This is a genomic window from Methanobrevibacter sp. V14 (assembly GCF_963082475.1).
Classification (GTDB): domain Archaea; phylum Methanobacteriota; class Methanobacteria; order Methanobacteriales; family Methanobacteriaceae; genus Methanocatella.
Genome location: NZ_CAUJAM010000009.1, coordinates 194281 through 212152, shown reverse-complemented (window position 1 = coordinate 212152; position 17872 = coordinate 194281). Strand labels below are relative to the sequence as shown.

The window sequence follows — 17872 nt, the reverse complement described above, 5'->3', positions numbered from 1 at the left end:
ATATGACTTTAGCCGATTCTGAAATAGAATATATTGAAGGAATCCTTAAAAGGGAAATGAACGAATTAGAAGAGGGCATGCTTGATGTAATGTTTTCAGAGCATTGTTCATACAAAAGCAGCAGAAGATTTTTAAAGGCTTTCCCAACTGAAGGAGAAAACATTATTTTGGGTCCTGGTGATGATGCTGGACTTGTAAGCGTAACTGATAAATATGCATTGGCGGTTGGAATGGAATCACACAACCATCCATCAGCCATCGAACCTTATGGTGGGGCAGGAACCGGTATTGGTGGAATTTTAAGAGATATTATATCAATGGGTGCAATGCCAATAGCACTTCTCGATTCCCTGCGTTTCGGACCATTGGAAGATGATCAAAAATCAAGATATTTGTTTGAACATGTTGTTAAAGGAATTTCCGATTATGGAAACCGTGTAGGGGTCCCTACCGTTGCAGGTGAAATAGAATTTGACGAATCCTTTAGAACAAACCCTCTTGTAAATGTAATGTGTGTCGGGCTTGTTGAAAAAGAAAATATCGTAAGAGCCCAAGCACCTAATTGCGGGGATGTATTCCTATTGATGGGCGGAACAACAGGTCGTGACGGCATTCATGGTGTGACATTTGCTTCAGAAGAGTTGACTTCAGACTCTGAAACTGAAGACCGGCCTGCTGTACAGGTGGCTGACCCGTTTACCAAAAAAAGAGTGCTTGAAGCGTCACTTGAAATTCTTGAGAAAATCGATGTAAGCGGTGTTAAGGATCTAGGTGGTGGGGGTCTTACCTGCTGCATTTCAGAACTTGCAGATGCATCTCAAAATGGAGCACGTGTGGATTTACGTTCAATTCCTTTAAGGGAAACTGGAATGACTCCATATGAGATAATGCTTTCGGAATCTCAAGAAAGAATGGTGTTTGTTATTAATCCCGATGATGTTGGACTTGCTCAAAAAATTTGCGATAAGTATGAAATCGTATCCTCTGTAATTGGTGAGGTAATTGAAGGAAATAATATGATTATTTCAGATGAAGGGGATGAAATTGCTGATTTACCAACTGTTTTATTAGCAGATCCGCCTTCAATTGAAAGGCCGATAGCTGAAATTCCGGAAGACGTTGAAAAAATCGAGCTTAAAGATCCGGGCCTTCATAAGTCTTTACCTAAATTATTATCTTCTGCAAATATCGCTTCAAAAGAATGGGTTTACAAACAATATGACCATGAAGTTCAAGTAAGAACTATAGTAAAACCTGGAGATGATGCTGCAGTACTTAGGATTGATGAAAATATTGCTATCGCACTTACAACCGACTCCAATACCATTCACACTAAATTATCTCCATTTGATGGAGCTGCAGGATGTGTTGCAGAAGCTATCAGAAATGTAATCTCAATGGGAGCAACACCATATGCAGTTGTGGATTGTCTCAACTTCGGCAATCCAGAAACTCCTGAAATATTATGGCAATTCAAAACAGCCATTGAAGGAATGTCTCTTGTTGCTGAAAACTTCAATGCACCAGTTATCAGTGGCAATGTAAGTTTTTACAATGAAACTGAAGGGATTAAAATCAATCCAACTCCAGCAGTTGGCGTGATTGGTGTTGAAGACATTGAAAATATAAGAACCATGGACTTCAAAAACGAAGGGGATAAAATCATTTTAATAGGCAAAACATATGACGAGTTAACAGGTTCAGAATATCACAGGACGGTTCATGGCATTGAAAAAGGGACTGCTCCAAGAATCAGAATTGATGAAGAGGTAGCTAATGGCAAATGTGTGCTTGATTTAATTTCTAATGATAAAGATAAGAATATTACTGCAGTTCACGATGTCTCAGCAGGTGGTATTGCAGTGGCATTGTCTGAAATGGTTATTAAATCCGGTTTAGGTTGCGAAGTAATCATGACTGACGACGATTTAGATAAAATCCAGTTATTATACTCAGAAAGTCATGGAAGATACTTATTGACTGTTAAAGCCGATGCAATTGAGGATGTTTTAGCAAAAATCGATGTTTCCTGTGAGCTCATCGGTGAAGTTAAAGGCACATCATTAATTCTTAACGGTCATGAATTTAGTTTTGAAGAATTAGACAGTGCATATCATGGTGTCATTGAGAAATTTATGGCATAATATTAAATTGGGGGAGTTTTAATGTTTTTGTCAAAATTAGACTCATTAGGCAATGCCAGAATGCTGATCTATGATAATCAACAGATATGCGGCGTTGAAGAAATTTCTATTCACGATGCCCACAAAAGGGTTCTGGCTGAAGATATTATTGCATTTCACAATTCCCCTCCATTTGATAAATCGGCAATGGATGGATTTGCATTAATTGCAGAAGATACTTTCGGCGCTTCTAATTCAGCACCTAAAGAATTTAAAATAATCGATGCAATAGGTGCTGGAGATTTCTCAGATAAGACAGTTGGAAAGGGTGAAGCCGTCATTATAGCTACCGGTGCTCCTGTTCCTGATGGGGCTAATGCTGTTTTAATGAAGGAGTATACCACAGGTGAAGGGGATGACTTAACAATTTATTCTCAGGTAACTCCTGGTGAAAATGTCTCTCCAAAATCCGAAGACATTGAAAAAGGTCAAAAAATCTTAGATAAAAACACGTTTATTAGATATCAGGAGTTAGGTTTAATCGCTTCAGCAGGTTATGATACTGTACGTGTATTTAAAAAACCAAAAGTCAAACTCATTATTACAGGTAATGAGTTAGTCGAACCTACTAAGGAAGAGATTGATGATGCCAAAATAATCAATTCTAATCAATTTACAATTAAGGCGATGGTTGAAGATTCCGGAGCTATTTGTGATATTTGGCATGCCGGAGATACTTTTGATGAAGTCAGAGAAGCTATTTTAGATGATTGTGAGGATTATGATGTTATCATGACTACCGGAGGCACAGCTATTAGCAAAGGCGATGTTGTCCTTGACGTAGTTGAGGATATAGGTGAGGTTTTATTCCATGGTGTTGCAATTAGGCCGGGAAAACCTGCAGGTGCTGGGATTATTAATGGTAAAATGATTTTCACATTTTCCGGTCAACCTGTTGCTGCAATGTCTCAGTTTGACATGTTTGCCCGTAAATATTTATTTGAAATGCAAGGAAGACATTTTGATTTCCACAACGTTAAAAGAACATCTCAGCTCAAAATACCTTCACAGTTGGGCAGGACAGATTTTGTACGTGCGGTTAGTGATGATGACCATGCGAAACATGTGTTGAATAGGGGTTCCGGCATTATTCGCTCAATGGTTGAGGCTAACAGCTATATCATCATTGACGAAAATGATGAGGGATATCAAAAGGATGATATAGTTGATGTAATCTTATTCGATTCACTACTTTGGTAGTAAAAGAGGTCGTTTAATGAATGGAATTTATTATTATTTTATAGCTTTTGTTGTTATCTGGGTGTTGGTCTTGATATTCCATGAAAAATTATCTGCTCATGGATTGGAACTTAACTTTCCTGTCATAATGTGGAGAACTAAAAAGTTAAGAGGGCTAATATCTAAAATCTCAAAACTTTCACCAAAATTTTGGCGTTGGTATATGAACATAGGAATTATTGTAGCTTTTGGATCTATGATACTCATTACATGGATGATAATTTCAACGTTGCCGAATGTTTTTGAAACTCCCAGTGTTTCAATCGTAATTCCAGGTGTGGATATTCCGGGTTCCCAGATTTATGTTCCATTTGTTTATGGATTAATAGCTCTTGCAACAGTTTTAGTAATACATGAATTTTCACATGGCATTCAAGCTGTTGGAGAAAAAATTCCAATTAAATCAATTGGGTTATTATTATTTGCAATTATTCCCGGAGCCTTTGTTGAACCTGATGAGGATAAATTAAATGAAGCTAAAAAATCATCAAGACTTAGAGTTTATGCTGCAGGTTCAATAGCTAATGTGACGTTGGCAATCGTTGCTTTAATTTTGCTGTCTTTGGCATCAGTGGGAATCCCACATTATTTTGATGAGGACGGTATTGCAGTTGACAGGGTTGTTTCAGATTCTCCATGTGAAGGAATACTGAAAGAAGGTATGGTTCTACAGGCTATTGATAATAAAACAATCAGCAATTCAGAAGATTATGTTGGGGTTGTAAGTTCATTTGCTCCGGGGGATAACGTAACGATTCAAACGGATCAGGGAAATTATCAGGTAACTCTTGGCACCAATCCAAATAATGAATCTTTAGGCTATTTCGGAATTCAGGCAGTTAAGCATTTCGAACTGGTGGATGATAGTTTAGGACCACTTCCATGGATTTTATTCGAGCTTGTTGAGCTATTCAAATGGGTGGCTATGCTGAACTTGGGAATTGGCCTATTCAACCTACTTCCGATGAAACCTTTAGATGGAGGGTACATGCTTGAAATATTGCTTAGCTACAAATTATCTGAAGAACAGTATAAACCAACAGTAAATGCCCTATCGGTAGTTTTAGCAATGGTCATTGTATTTAGTTTGGGGGCAGGTTTTATCTGATTAAAAAAAAATAAAAATTGAAAGAATAGTTAAATTCTTTCATAAATCTAGAAGTACCTTTCCAGGATTCCTTCTAAGATTTTGTAATGGCGACCTTCGTCTCTGGAGCTGTCTCTAAAAAAGTCAACTGCAGTTTCAATACCTGCTTCTGCTGCAATTTCTGATGCATCTCTTTTTTCTTGGTTAGCCATTTTTTCCCCATCCATCATCCATTCGATGTTTTCTTTGAGGGTAGGTTTGATTATTCCATTCATTTCACAGAATCTAGCTGCATGTTCAGCTTCTTCCCATGCCAATCTTTTAAATACTTCAGCTAATTCTCCATATCCTTCACGGGAAGCTTGTCTAGACATTGCTAAATAGATTCCTACCTCTTGAGTTTCACCCATAAAGTTGTTTTGAACTTCTTTTTCTACAGGTGTGTCTTTTGTAATGCCAACTTGGTGTTCGTATTTAACCATAATATTCTCTCCTTATATTTATAATTCTTTACATGCTTTTGCTAATTTTTTACCTAATTCATAGCTTGTATATTCCTCTTCAGCAGTTGGTACAAAGTAGATTTCTTGAGTGTCCACAACATCAAATCCACAGTTGTTTAATTCTTCAGCAAGCACTTCAGGAGTTCCTCCTTTTTCTCCCATTGAACCAAATGTAACTGCTTTTCTTTCAATGCCGGTTCTGTTGAACAACAATCCTTTTAAATAGTACATGATGTCTCCAATACTTGGATATGGAACGTCATTAATGGTGGGATCACCAATAGCTACTCCTTTACTGGTCAAAATACTTTTGACGATTTCAGATCTTTCATCTTCATGTAAGTAGAAGATTTCTACATCATAACCTTCAGACATCGCACCTTCAGCAATTTCATGAGCCATTTGTTGGGTAGAGTAATGCATAGTGTCGTATACGATTGTGATTTTATCTTCACATACTCCAGTAGCCCAGTTTTGGTAAGCTCCGATTACTTGCATTGGATCAGTCCATATTTGTCCGTGGGACGGTGCAATCATTTTGATTTGGTCAAGCAATCCTAATTCTACTACTTCATTTAACTTTTTAAGAACTAATTTTGAAAGTGGGGTAATTAAGTTTGCATAGAATTTTTGTGCAGCATCCATTAGTACATGCTCAGGGATTTCGTCTGAGAATCTTTTGGTGAAACATAAGTGTTGGCCAAATGCATCGTTAGGGAATAAGATGCCTGTTTCATCAGTGAGTAAGGTAAACATACTGTCGGGCCAGTGCAATAGGAATGCTTCAAGGAATGCCAAAGTTCTTCCACCAACATCTAAGCTATCACCAGTTCCAACAGTGACAAAGTTGGCCCCTTCAAGGCCAGGGTAGTGTTTTATCAATCCTTTTACTGCAATTTTAGTACAGTATATAAGTGCTTCTGGGAATCTTTTGTGTAAATCCACTAAAACTCCAGAGTGGTCTTTTTCAACGTGATTTTGGATGATGTAGTCAACTTTAACCTCTTTTCCTTCTTGAGCAAATGCATCATCGATACGTGCCATCATTTCTTTTGTTTTTCCAGGGTAGGCATTATCAATTAATGCTACTTCATCTTCACCAAATACAAGGTAAGCATTGTAGGTGGTTCCGTCCAATGTGTATCCGTGATAGGATCTTAAATCCCAGTCAAGTACTCCAATCCAGTATACACCATCTCCTATTTTTTCTGCATTAGCTTTCATTTTTAACAATCTCCGATTTATTTAAATTCAAACTATGAATTTGATATAATTTATACTATTTCTATTATATATAATTTTGTTTTATACGAACAGTTTCAAAAGTTCTGATACTTATTAGTATTCAACAGCTCTCTTTCAAGATATTATAGCTATGGGAAATAGAGGTGTTAAGTATTATGGATGACGTGCTATTAAAAAATTTTTCAATAAGCTGTAACCATGCTCAGGGTACATTCTTCAGCTATGAACTTTCACTGAGAAAGTACTGTGAGTATTTTGGTATGAGCCTTAAGATCTTATTTATGAAGCCGAGAAGACGAAAACAATGGAGTAAAATGGAAACATAGCCGGTTAAAATCAAAATTGGTCGAATATAAGCATTACATGTATCAGCATTATGCTCCAGGAACTGTCAGAAAAGAAATGAACTGCATTAAATATTTCTACAAATTCTATGAATAGAGATATTGTCACTACCTAAGATTAATGAAAAAAGTATTCAAAAGCCCGCTACGATATATTTCAAGGGCTTGCCGGATAAGGCAGTAATTAGAGAAGCTTTTCAAATTGCTTCTCCTTTAATGAAAGCTATAATTTTGTTTTCCTGTTCCAGCGGATGTGCAAGAACAGAAACATTGAGTTTGACTATTGGAGATTACATTGGGGCATTATCTGAATATCTGCCAAACAGAACCTCATTGTATAATGGTGGTATGAGTTTGGACAAGGTTAATGATTTGCAGGGAAAGACCAAAAACAAAACAGATGCAGCATATTTTATGACAAACCCTGATGATTTGAAATTTGAATATATCGAGCATCTGCCAGCAGTAACAATCAACACTGATGTTGAAAAGCTATCCATCAAATCACCTCAGTTCACTCAATGGAAAAAGAAAATGAATCATTAAGATTAGAAGTAGGTAGCATGAGAAATGAACTTGAGGAGATGAAAGGTTTGAAGAAAGAACTTTTAGACATCATAAACATGGTTAGTGAAGGGCAATGTCATTGATGTGGAAAAGTGATACATTTGGCATGTTTTGTTGAATGCTATCAAAAAAAATTTTATAAATCCATAATTTTACAATAGATTATCTATGATGAAAAATATAAAACAAACTTGATGAAAAACATAAAATTTATAAGATGAAAAACATAAAATAAATTTAGTGAAAAATATAAAATAAAACTGGTGAAAAATATAAAAAAGTGATTAAGATGAAAAAATATTTATCAAGATATACAGACCAGGAACTAAAAGAATCTCTAGAATACGTGGGTGCTGTACTAATAACTGGTCCGAAGTGGTGCGGTAAGACTACCACAGCAAAACAGCAATGTAAAAGCCTAAAGGAATTACAACATCCTGTTCATGGAAAATCATACTTAAAACTTGCAGACACCAATCCCATAGAACTCCTAAAAGGTGAAAAACCAATGCTGATTGACGAGTGGCAGATGGCACCAGAGCTATGGGGTACTGTTAGATATTTGGTAGATGAATCAGATGAAGATAGACTGTATATTTTAACCGGGTCAACAATAGTTGATGAAAGTAAAATCGTGCACTCGGGAGCCGGCAGAATAAAAAGAATCATAATGCGTCCGATGAGCCTATATGAAAGCGGAGAATCTACAGGAAAAATCTCATTAATGGATCTATTTGACAATGAGGATTTAAACATTGATGGAGTAACATCAAACTTAACAATACCTGATTTAATATTTGCTGCCTGCAGAGGGGGCTGGCCAGAATCACTAAACAAAAAAACAAAAAAACAGCAATTGGCAATAGTATCAAATTACATAGATATAATATGCAATAGTGATGTTTCAGAGGTGGATGGAGTTAAACGCAGTCCTCAAAGAGTAAAAGCTATTCTAAAATCCTACGCTAGAAACATATCTACACTGGCAACTAAAAAAACACTCATGAAAGATATAAAAACAGAATATGAAGATATTTCATTGCCTACATTCAATTCGTATATTGATGCTCTTGAAAGGTTATATGTCATCCAAAACATTCCTGCATGGTCACCAAATATTCGCTCAGCAAATACCATCAGAAAATCTTACAAAAAGGAATTCATTGATCCATCAATAGCTGTAGCAAGCCTTAACCTAACACCTGAAAAATTGCTGAAAGACTTTGAAACATTTGGATTCATATTTGAAAACATGTGCATACGTGACTTGCTTGTTTATTCAAGCTCAGTCAATGGTGAAGTGTTATATTACAATGACGACAGTGGTCTTGAAGCGGATTGTGTAATATATCTAAATGATGGAAGATATGCATTAATAGAATTTAAATTGGGCAACCGTGAAATAGATAAGGGAGCAGAAAATTTACTTAAGCTAAAAAAGTTGATTAAAAAAAGTGTGGAAAACAGAAAAATTGATTTGGAAGAGCCTAGTTTTCTAGCAGTGATTACTGGTGGTGAAATGGCCTACACTAGAGCCGATGGAGTGAAAGTTGTTCCAATTGGATGTTTGCGATAAATGTTTTATGATGTGTAAAGTAATCATCTAAAATTTGGCATTGTCAAAAGAAATATTTAGAATTATAGTTACTAACCAAACTTTTATTATAGATGTCGGATAAATTATAAAATATGTCTGGAAAATCTAAAATTGATGTTTTTAATAAAATGACTAAAACCGCATTAGATGAGGAAATCAGCAATTATGTGGCTTATCATAGGTATTATCAAAGATTGATTGCTGTTAAAATTGTTAGTGAAGGCAATACAATAACTGATGCTGCGAATATTCTAGGAAAATCATATCAAACAGTTCACAGATGGATTAAAACATGTGAATCTGAAGGATTGGAAGGTTTAAAACCTTCTTTTGGTGGTGGAAGGCCATCAAAATTAACTTATGATCAACTAATTGAATTAGACAAAATCATTGAAAAAACACCAAATATGTCAATGAAAGATGTACATCTTCTTGTTAATGAAAAATTTAATGTATATTACAGTTTAAAACAAATAGGAAAAATTGTAAAGAAATTAGGATACAATTACAGCAAAGCATAATCCTAAATTTTCAAAATCCCCTGGATGCTGAAGAACAGTTAAAAAAAACTTAGAAGAACATAACGTAACAACAAACGATATTATAGTCTTATTTGATGAAGCATCATTCCAAAATGAACCTTACACTCAAAAATCACTATATAAACAAGGAATCAAACACACACAAACTGTAAATCCATACAAATTCAAAATCAACGCCATTGGATCACTAACAATAAATGGAAATTCGACCATCACAATCACAAATTCATCGACCGCACCAGAAATTGCAATAGCACTTCTAGAATTAAGAATAGCAAATACAAACATCAAAAATACAGTAAAAATATTAAATAAAATAATATTCGATGTTAATCTAACTGATGAAGATATAGATAAAATATTAATGAAAAACAACAAAGATAATGAAGTTTTCGCAGCAAAAATTTTAAAAACATTAGAAAAATATAAGGACAATACCACCTCAACAATCGCTAGAATCATTGGAAAACACTGCAATAGAGAATTACTTAACAATGTGAAAAAAAAGAAGAGAAATAAGACGAAAAATAACTTTAAATCTGTTACAAAAAGAAGACATTAATAACAAAAATGCAAACCGAACAAAGAATATGTTTAATTCTAGATAATTATAGCGTCCACAAGTCTGCATTCATCAAAAAATAGCATTACATCTTATATTGAATTAATATACCTTCCACCATACTCTCCTCACTTAAATCCAATTGAACAAATATGGAGACAAATAAAAAGAAAAATAAAACATTATTATCTTGAATCAAAAGAATTTCTGCGAGATTTAACAATAGAAACGTATAATGAATCGATTTCTGAAACAAAAGTTCATGACAAATGGCTCGAAACATTTATACCAAAAATTTGGTAATTAACTATAATTTTAGCCTTTTAGTAATTTTCTTCTACCGTGCCATATTAATTGCCGTTGTCTTTTTCTTAATTGTTTATACTCTTCAGACATTTGCGCTGTAACGTATCCATGTAGTCTTCGATACTCATCTATCCTGACAATTTCTGCCTGCACAATAGCTGCTTCGCCTTCATGCCAGCAGTAATATGGATGATGGCAGGGAACATCATTTTTAAATGCCAGTCCTGTTTTGCAGTTGTTGCAGTAATCCACAAACCACAATTCATTTTCCCTTTCTATTTTTTCCTGTTTAGCTTTGATTATTTGTTGTTTTATGGATTTCATAATATATTTAATTTGTAAAGACCATGAAGACTTTTCACGAAGTCTTTTCAACAAGGATTTTTAAGTCTTTAATACCCTAAATAATAGTTATTATGATATTTTCAATTTGAAAAGACTATTTTTCTAAAAACATGAGACAGTATTTAAACTTCATCACATATCTTTAAAATTATGGTTTTTTCAAATAACAAAGCACCACAAAACCAATAAATAATGTTTCAATTAACTTAAAAACGATTTTAAACCATTTTGTGAAAAGACTTTTCAAAAAGTCTTTTCAGATCTTCATAGTTTTTTTTATAGCCACGGTGGCTTTTTCACTTCATCATCAAAGTTCATAATGCTTAAATCCTCTACAAACTTATCTTCCATCATAATGTCTATAACCCATTCTCCAACCTCACGGCAGATGATTTGGTGTACGGTATCGTCAATGTGCTTTAAATCATCATTGATGTATGAAACTTCACTTTTTGTCAAATCATATACATTGGATTTTCCGGATTGATCAGTTACCTGAAGAAATCCCTTGTTTGCCAATTCATATATGTATTTCTTCACTGAATCCTTGCTCAATCCAAGATTTTGGAGTGAGAAGTATTGGTTGGTTGTAATTCCCATGTTCAATGCCTCTGAATCATCTTGCTCCATCCAGTCATCGATATTGTTTCTGATGTCATTTAAAACTTCAACCGCTTTAGGCGCCAGGTTTGCAGATATGCTTTCCCTGTATGGCTTTAATAAGCTCATGAATTGTTGCACGTCTGCAATATTGGTAAGGATTACCCTTTCACCGTCAATGTCATGGATTTCATGGTTATAGTAATTTAAGGCAGTTATTGTTTTCAATATGCCATTGAACTTATCAAAATCTCTTTTATAGAAATTTGAGTTTTTCAAAAAGTTAATGACAAAGTAAACATAGGGATTTATTATTACGATGTCCTTAAACACTTCATTAAGGTGCAGCAGCATGTATGGCACAAGTTCGGCATCACTTTCATATTGTTTCAAGATTTTGTAGCTTTTGCCATGCTTGAATTCCAATGCAGTGTTTCTGAGATTGAATATTTCCTTGTTGTCCATTCTTGGAGTTATGAATATGCTTCTGCTCATTTCCTGCTCCTCGAAATTGTGGTTGGGTATTGTAGTGTATGTCAGGCAGGGTCTACCCTTAAGTTTCAAATCCCTTACGTCCCATCCTCCTTCACCATCCGGAATGCTTAACGGCTTGTTTAGAAATCCATCGGATTGCAGTTCCTTCATGAGATTTTTTGACTCTTCCATAAAGTCATGGTCATTGATTCCGCCCATGTCACCATAGTTGACAATCTTGCCGTCATAAAAATACTCATCTTTTTTGGCACGATTGAACAGTGCAGCTTCAGTGATTTTCTTTTCATTGACAATGTAGTGATTTGGAATTAATCTTAATGCAGTTTCCTGAATGTGTGATTTTCCACTGCTTGCTTCACCAAGACATATTACGGATACTGGACTTCCCAAAACAACTTGGCCTGATACAGTAAATGCATACAATATGTTGTTTCGCTCACCTGCTGTAAACCATTCAACAATACTGCCAATATAAATCAAAGGATAATCCAATGATTGCAGTTTGGTGATAGCTTCCTTTAATTTAACAGTATCCTTTTCCTGCTCAGCTTGCTTTTTGTCAGCTATTTCCTGTTCAATGATTAATAATTCATTTTCATAATGAAGCTGCAGGAGCTGTTTGAGTTCTGTGAACTGATTGTTGAACCTGTTTGGTTTCATATCACCTTTTGGATTTATGATTTGTCTGAACTGTCTTGCGACATTACTTCTGGAAGATAATGTTGCAGGAGATCTGTTTTCATATTCTCCAATCTTATTGCCGTACTTGTTTTTGAATACATAGGTAACCTTATCCACCATTCTTTTTGTTGATGATAAGTGTTATTGTATCCTTTGTTGGTAATTCAGCTATGTTTGCCATATATATTCCCTAGTTTTTCAATTCTATCTAAAATTTCCCACATCCTATCCCACAGGTTCTTTGGCATATAAACATATGTTACTCCATCTATTTCATCTTCTAACATTATTTTTCTCCTATTTTTCCCATCATTGGGAGTTATACAATCAACAGTCTAAGTCGCTCTTTCCAGAAGGCTTTGAAAAATAAAAATAGTATCGAGAAAAGTTAGTATTTCCATCCTTTATCGAATATTTAGAATAAGATAAGCATTGCTTCAAAGTTTTTGAAAGAGCCTTTATTTTTTCAAACGATGTTTTATTTTAACGCCGATGCCATTGTCACATTCTTCCATCTCACGACCTGTCATTATTGCTTTACCAACACCAACAACAGCATCATCACGTACAACAATGACCTCATCATTTGGAATGATTTTATGGTCTGCTTTTTCAATTCCCGGTGCAAAGACAGTATTGGTCTCAAGATTAAAATCAATATTGACAATATGAATTCCTAACTCTTTTAAGATTTCACCGCCAGGTAAATTTAATCTAAACAATCCATAATCTTTATTTAATAATGCTAATTGAACACCATTTGATAAAATTCTTTTATGATACATTCCCTTTGTTTTAACATTATCTGGAATGAATTTATCTCCATTTTCACCAAATTGATACTTAGCAATTGATTTAAGTTCATGCAATGTTTTTTCACGTCTATTGATTCTTTCATGATTTTTAAGTTCCATTCTTAAATTATAAAGTGAATCTGGAGAAGTTGGATGTTCATCAACACAGACATTAGTGAAGTCATCTATATATGCTTCACAAGACTCTAAGTATCCTCCAGCAAGATTGGCTACAATTTTTTTACCTTCACAGTATTTAGCTATTAACTTACCGGTTTCTTCAATTTCATCAGCTGACCAGGAACCTGTGGTGCTTACATCATAAGATTGTATTGGAAAAGTGTTTTCAAGCTCTCTTGGACAAATTCCAAAAGGGGAAGTTACAATGAGTTCTTGAAATGATCTGGTTAGTTTTCTAAACTTTTGATGAGATTTAGAATTGGAATAGGGCTTTTTCATACTGCAAGGTAATAAAACAACAGTATCTCCTAAAGGTTCCATTATTTCCATTCTTTGTCTCCATCGCACCGCTTCTGGACGATAGAGTGATTCTTCACTTGAACATATTACTTTCATATTATTCCTCAAAAGCTTTTATTAACTCGTTATCGAGTTTAATTAATCTTTTAATATTATCATCACTATCTTCGATAGTTCTCTGCCATTTAGCAATCACAAAATCAACATCTACTTCCTCACTTCCACTTACTAAATTGTCAGCATGTGCCACGATTTTTTCTTCAAGTGTTTGGGGAACATATGATTTTTTTGGAAGTCCAAGTTTAACGGCTTCTTCGGGAGTTATTCCGGCTCCAATATGTCTTTCAATAATATGCAATACGTCTTCGGAGTAGCCATGACTTCTGGCAATTTCAACTCCTTTTATTGCATGTTCTATACTATGAGTTTTAGATCTTCCAATATCGTGCAATAAAGCTCCTTTACGTATAAGGTCTTCATCTACATTATCAAAATTAGCAGCTATTTTCATAGCTTTTTTATAAACAGCTTTGCAATGTTCTATTACATTTTTAGAGGTGTGTTCTTTTTCAAGTAACTCAAGTTCCATTTTATCTGTTTTTTTCACTAAATGATTTAAAATTACTTTCGACCATTTTAATATCTTCTTTAAGTTGTTTTATGGTATCTTTGTTTTCATGGAATTCTAGTTCTTCACCACACATTGGGCATATAAATTCATATTCTGAAGAATCATCAAAATCAAGTCTCACATGGCCTTGTGGACATAAAAAGAACATATTATTTTCCTCACGTTCTAACTCATCGTTAAGTATTTTTAAATAATTCTCGGAATCCTTAATGATGCGGTTCATAACCTCGTCTTTTTCAAACTTCCAAGAATATGTAAACCATTGAGTTTCAGGGTCTTTACTTCTTTTATAACTAGCTAATCCCATATCGTAAAGCCTGTATAATATTCTCCGAACAATATTTAATTTGATTTTAGTTTTATTAGCAATTTCTTCATCAGTTTCAACACCGTCAATTAATGCTTGAACAATAGGTAAATTGCTTTCATCTTCAACAACATTGGTTAATAAAGTCTTTACTAATGGATCATCTATCATTTAATTTCCTCTTAAATACATGTATAAAAATTAAAATTGCTATTAATATATATCTTTTATATTATAAAAATATTACGAATTCAATATTCATCTAATATTTCTAATAATGTTTTGGCAATATAGTCAACTTTCTCATCACTTAGTGTAGAGTAAATCGGCAAACTTATTTCATTTTCAAATAAATGATATGCATTAGGGTAATCGGCAATATCAAATCCCAAATTCTTATAAGCAGTTAATAATGGGAGCGGTTTGTAATGAACGTTAGTACTTATTCCATGTTCTTCCATTTTAACAATAATTTCATTTCTCTCTTCTAAAGTTATATCTTTAATCCTTGTTAAGTATAAATGGCCGGAGGAGGTGTGATTTGCACCTGTATGGTTTTGGGTGATGACTCTTGAGTTTTTAAAAGTTTCATTGTATTTTTTAATGATTTCGTGTCTTCTATTCAACATCGATTCATATCTTTTTAATTGTCCAAGGCCAATTCCCGCCTGAACATCAGTCATATTGCATTTATATGCTGGAATTAAAATATCGTATTCCCATGATCCTTTTTGTGTTTTTTCAAGAGCATCTTTAGTCTGTCCGTGGAGTGAATAAATCTGGAATTCTTTATAGAGTTTTTCGCTGTCAATTCCTTCATGGTTTTTCCAACTCACCGCTCCGCCTTCAGCGGTTGTTAAGTTTTTAACCGCATGAAATGAAAAACAAGTAAAATCCGCAAGAGTCCCTGCTTTTTTATTATTTTGGATAGCTCCAAAACCATGGGCACAATCCGCCACGACAACAACTCTATTGAATGCTTCTTGAATATCATTTGAAGGTTCAAATAACTCTTTTTTGTTTTCTATTGCTTCAAAGATTTTACCATAATCGCATAAGATGCCTGCAATATCAACTGGGATAATTGCTTTAGTTTTTTCACTTATAGCTTCAGCCATTTTTGCATAATCCATTTCTTCGCTGTTAATTTGGCTGTCAACCATTACAGGTGTTGCTCCAACATGGCAAATGACGCTGCAGGAAGCAGTATAAGTATAAGCGGGCACAATAACTTCATCACCTTTACCAATACCCAATACTCGCAAAGTCATCTCCAAGGCAGTAGTTGCCGCACTTAAACAAACGGTTTTATCGCTTCCACAATATTTTGTGATCTTTTTCTCAAATTCCTTTGTTTTTGGTCCTGTTGTAATCCAACCGGATTTCAATGCTGAGATTACTTCTTCAATTTCGGTTTCGCTTATATCAGGTGGTGAAAATGGGATATTCATTATATTTACTCTCCATTAACCTCTTCAGGTTCTTTATATGTTGGAACACAATTTTTAATTACTTCTTTAATGTGGTCTTTAGTGGCATGTTCGTTGTCTATGATTTCTCTAAACATATCTAATTTCTTTTCAACATCCTCCATTGTAAAGTCCATGGATTCTGTGATAAATATTTTTTTGTGATTTGTTTCATGTAAATTTTCTTCATTCATTAGTAATTCTTCATAAAGCTTTTCTCCAGGTCTCATTCCAGTAATTTCAATTTCCATATCTTCGCCGAGCCTGTATCCTGATAATTCAATAAGGCTTTTTGCCAAATCATAAATTTTAACAGGTTCTCCCATGTCCAGAACAAATATTTCTCCTCCTTGGGCGTAGGTAATTGCCTGCAATACTAGGGCAACCGCTTCAGGTATTGTCATGAAAAATCTTGTAATTTCTTTGTGGGTTACTGTTAATGGACCTCCATGAGCTAGTTGTTTTTTGAATAATGGGACAACAGATCCGTTGCTGCCTAAGACATTACCAAAGCGAACCGCAACAAATTCAGTGTCACTTTCTCTATTTTTGGCTTGAATTATCATTTCACATAATCTTTTAGTAGCTCCCATAATATTTGTCGGGTTTACTGCCTTGTCGGTTGAAATTAATATGAAGCGTTTAACTTTATATTTGTCCGAGCAATTTACAAGATTATAAGTTCCAAATACATTATTTTTAATTGCTTCAGTTGGATTGTTCTCCATTAGAGGGACATGTTTATGTGCCGCTGCATGGAAAACAATTTCAGGCATATATTTATCAAATATTGCATCTAATCTCTTTTGTTCGCGAATGTTTGCAACAACTGCACGTATATCATTATTTGGATGCAATGTTTTTAATTCAAGCTCAATGTCATATAGGCTATTTTCATAATTATCTAATAAAATGAGCTGTTTTGGATTGTAAAGCATTATTTGTCTTGTAAGTTCAGAACCGATAGATCCTCCAGCTCCAGTTACTAAAACAATTTTGTCATTGATCAAATTTTTAATATTGTGATTGTCAAGTTCAATAGGTTCTCTTCCAAGTAAATCTTCAATACTTACATCTCTTAGGCTTTGATATAGGTTTTCTTCAGTGATTAATTCAATTAAACTTGGCAAGACCTTTACTTTAGCATTTGTTTTACTGCATATCTCAAGAATTTCCTTTTTATTTTTATTATCTATGTTTACTATTGAAAAAAAGATTTCATCAACATTTTCAGCTTCACAAATCTTTACAATATCGTTTCTATTTCCAATGATTCTAACTCCTGCCACAGAATAACCTATACGTTTTTTATTGTCATCAACAATGCCTATGATATGATATTCACCTTTAAGGGTTGAATTTAAGGTTTTAATAATGTCATTAGCCGAATATCCTCCTCCAACAATTAGCAGTTTTTTAGGATTTTCAACAGTATAATTAATTCCTTTATTTGCAACATCATAAAGTAGTAAATATCTGATAATCATACGATAAGATAGCATGATAATTCCAATGAGCAATCCAATAATTAAATTCAATTTTATTGAAGGATTAATCATGTGCAACCCTAATTCTTCAATTAAGGATACTATAATTGATGATACTAATGAAAGTACGATATATAAAATGTAATCTTGATTGTTTTCATAACGGATGATGTTGGTGTATCTTTTTGATAATCTAAATACGACTTGATAAACCATTATGGCTAATACAATACTTATTAATATTTCATTTCTTGTTACTGCACTTGTAGGGTGCATAAGAAATGAATCAGTAATCAGCACTGACATGAAATAATATCCAAAAATAATTGAAATACTATCCATAATAGGCAATAAATAATTTCTATACTTGGCAATAGCATCTACATTCATAAACTTCAAATCCGTTAT

General features: G+C 34.1%; 19 protein-coding genes. 8 read left to right on the top strand and 11 right to left on the bottom strand.

From position 1 onward, the window contains the following. The first annotated feature begins 2 nt into the window (after nt 1-2). From purL to Q9968_RS08670, 3 genes are read left to right on the top strand one after another with little or no spacing between them, the layout of a single operon-like run. A complete protein-coding gene (gene purL, locus Q9968_RS08680) occupies nt 3-2144 on the top strand; it encodes a phosphoribosylformylglycinamidine synthase subunit PurL (protein WP_305515459.1) in 2142 nt (713 codons plus the stop codon). A gap of 21 nt (nt 2145-2165) precedes the next feature. Beyond that, nucleotides 2166-3383, top strand: a complete 1218-nt coding sequence (gene glp / locus Q9968_RS08675) for a gephyrin-like molybdotransferase Glp (protein WP_305515457.1) — start codon at nt 2166-2168, stop codon at nt 3381-3383. 16 nt (nt 3384-3399) lie between these two features. Continuing rightward, nucleotides 3400-4530 carry a site-2 protease family protein gene (locus Q9968_RS08670; protein WP_305515456.1) on the top strand — a complete coding sequence of 377 codons (1131 nt, stop codon included), beginning with the start codon at nt 3400-3402 and terminating at the stop codon, nt 4528-4530. A 47-nt stretch (nt 4531-4577) separates the two neighbouring features. Here Q9968_RS08670 and Q9968_RS08665 read toward each other — a convergent pair whose 3' ends face one another. Together Q9968_RS08665 and Q9968_RS08660 are read right to left on the bottom strand one after the other, a co-directional pair. Next, nucleotides 4578-4991, bottom strand: coding sequence for a ferritin family protein (locus Q9968_RS08665; protein WP_305515454.1), 414 nt, complete (start codon nt 4989-4991; stop codon nt 4578-4580). A gap of 18 nt (nt 4992-5009) precedes the next feature. After that, complete coding sequence (locus tag Q9968_RS08660; protein ID WP_305515452.1) at nt 5010-6236, bottom strand: FprA family A-type flavoprotein; 1227 nt, start codon at nt 6234-6236, stop codon at nt 5010-5012. Between the two features lie 467 nt (nt 6237-6703). Between Q9968_RS08660 and Q9968_RS08655 the strand changes: the two genes are divergently transcribed. The 3 genes from Q9968_RS08655 to Q9968_RS08645 all read left to right on the top strand — a co-directional run bounded on the left by Q9968_RS08655 (nt 6704) and on the right by Q9968_RS08645 (nt 9286). Continuing rightward, nucleotides 6704-7147 (top strand): hypothetical protein, encoded by a 444-nt coding sequence (locus tag Q9968_RS08655; protein WP_305515451.1) that lies wholly within the window; start codon nt 6704-6706, stop codon nt 7145-7147. Between the two features lie 310 nt (nt 7148-7457). Beyond that, complete coding sequence (locus tag Q9968_RS08650; RefSeq protein ID WP_305515450.1) at nt 7458-8744, top strand: ATP-binding protein; 1287 nt, start codon at nt 7458-7460, stop codon at nt 8742-8744. Between the two features lie 113 nt (nt 8745-8857). Continuing rightward, nucleotides 8858-9286, top strand: a complete 429-nt coding sequence (locus Q9968_RS08645) for a helix-turn-helix domain-containing protein (protein WP_305515449.1) — start codon at nt 8858-8860, stop codon at nt 9284-9286. A gap of 126 nt (nt 9287-9412) precedes the next feature. Here Q9968_RS08645 and Q9968_RS08640 read toward each other — a convergent pair whose 3' ends face one another. Further along, nucleotides 9413-9595: a hypothetical protein gene (locus Q9968_RS08640; protein WP_305515446.1), complete on the bottom strand. Its 183-nt coding sequence runs from the start codon at nt 9593-9595 to the stop codon at nt 9413-9415. Nucleotides 9596-9671: 76 nt separating this feature from the next. On the opposite strand from Q9968_RS08640, the gene Q9968_RS08635 reads away from it, so the two are divergent. Together Q9968_RS08635 and Q9968_RS08630 are read left to right on the top strand one after the other, a co-directional pair. Then, a complete protein-coding gene (locus Q9968_RS08635; RefSeq protein WP_305515444.1) occupies nt 9672-9869 on the top strand; it encodes a hypothetical protein in 198 nt (65 codons plus the stop codon). Between the two features lie 42 nt (nt 9870-9911). Further along, the gene (locus Q9968_RS08630) at nt 9912-10172 is read left to right on the top strand and encodes a transposase (protein WP_342765957.1); all 261 of its coding nucleotides are present in this window, start codon (nt 9912-9914) and stop codon (nt 10170-10172) included. 12 nt (nt 10173-10184) lie between these two features. On the opposite strand, the gene Q9968_RS08625 is transcribed toward Q9968_RS08630, so the two are convergent. The 8 genes from Q9968_RS08625 to Q9968_RS08590 all read right to left on the bottom strand — a co-directional run bounded on the left by Q9968_RS08625 (nt 10185) and on the right by Q9968_RS08590 (nt 17854). After that, nucleotides 10185-10499, bottom strand: a complete 315-nt coding sequence (locus Q9968_RS08625; RefSeq protein WP_305515442.1) for a hypothetical protein — start codon at nt 10497-10499, stop codon at nt 10185-10187. A gap of 297 nt (nt 10500-10796) precedes the next feature. Further along, on the bottom strand, nt 10797-12416 hold the full coding sequence (locus Q9968_RS08620; protein ID WP_305515441.1) for a hypothetical protein: 1620 nt from the start codon (nt 12414-12416) through the stop codon (nt 10797-10799). A 44-nt stretch (nt 12417-12460) separates the two neighbouring features. Next, a complete protein-coding gene (locus Q9968_RS08615) occupies nt 12461-12583 on the bottom strand; it encodes a hypothetical protein (RefSeq protein WP_305515440.1) in 123 nt (40 codons plus the stop codon). A gap of 171 nt (nt 12584-12754) precedes the next feature. Further along, nucleotides 12755-13666 (bottom strand): DUF5591 domain-containing protein, encoded by a 912-nt coding sequence (locus Q9968_RS08610; RefSeq protein ID WP_305515438.1) that lies wholly within the window; start codon nt 13664-13666, stop codon nt 12755-12757. Between the two features lies 1 nt (nt 13667). Next, entirely contained in the window at nt 13668-14159 is a 492-nt protein-coding gene (locus tag Q9968_RS08605; protein ID WP_305515707.1) for a TIGR00295 family protein, read from the bottom strand. Nucleotide 14160: 1 nt separating this feature from the next. Next, nucleotides 14161-14679 carry a transcription factor E gene (gene tfe, locus Q9968_RS08600; RefSeq protein WP_305515436.1) on the bottom strand — a complete coding sequence of 173 codons (519 nt, stop codon included), beginning with the start codon at nt 14677-14679 and terminating at the stop codon, nt 14161-14163. Between the two features lie 80 nt (nt 14680-14759). After that, on the bottom strand, nt 14760-15959 hold the full coding sequence (locus tag Q9968_RS08595) for a DegT/DnrJ/EryC1/StrS aminotransferase family protein (RefSeq protein ID WP_305515434.1): 1200 nt from the start codon (nt 15957-15959) through the stop codon (nt 14760-14762). Between the two features lie 5 nt (nt 15960-15964). Next, nucleotides 15965-17854, bottom strand: a complete 1890-nt coding sequence (locus Q9968_RS08590; protein WP_305515432.1) for a nucleoside-diphosphate sugar epimerase/dehydratase — start codon at nt 17852-17854, stop codon at nt 15965-15967. Between the last annotated feature and the right edge of the window lie 18 nt (nt 17855-17872).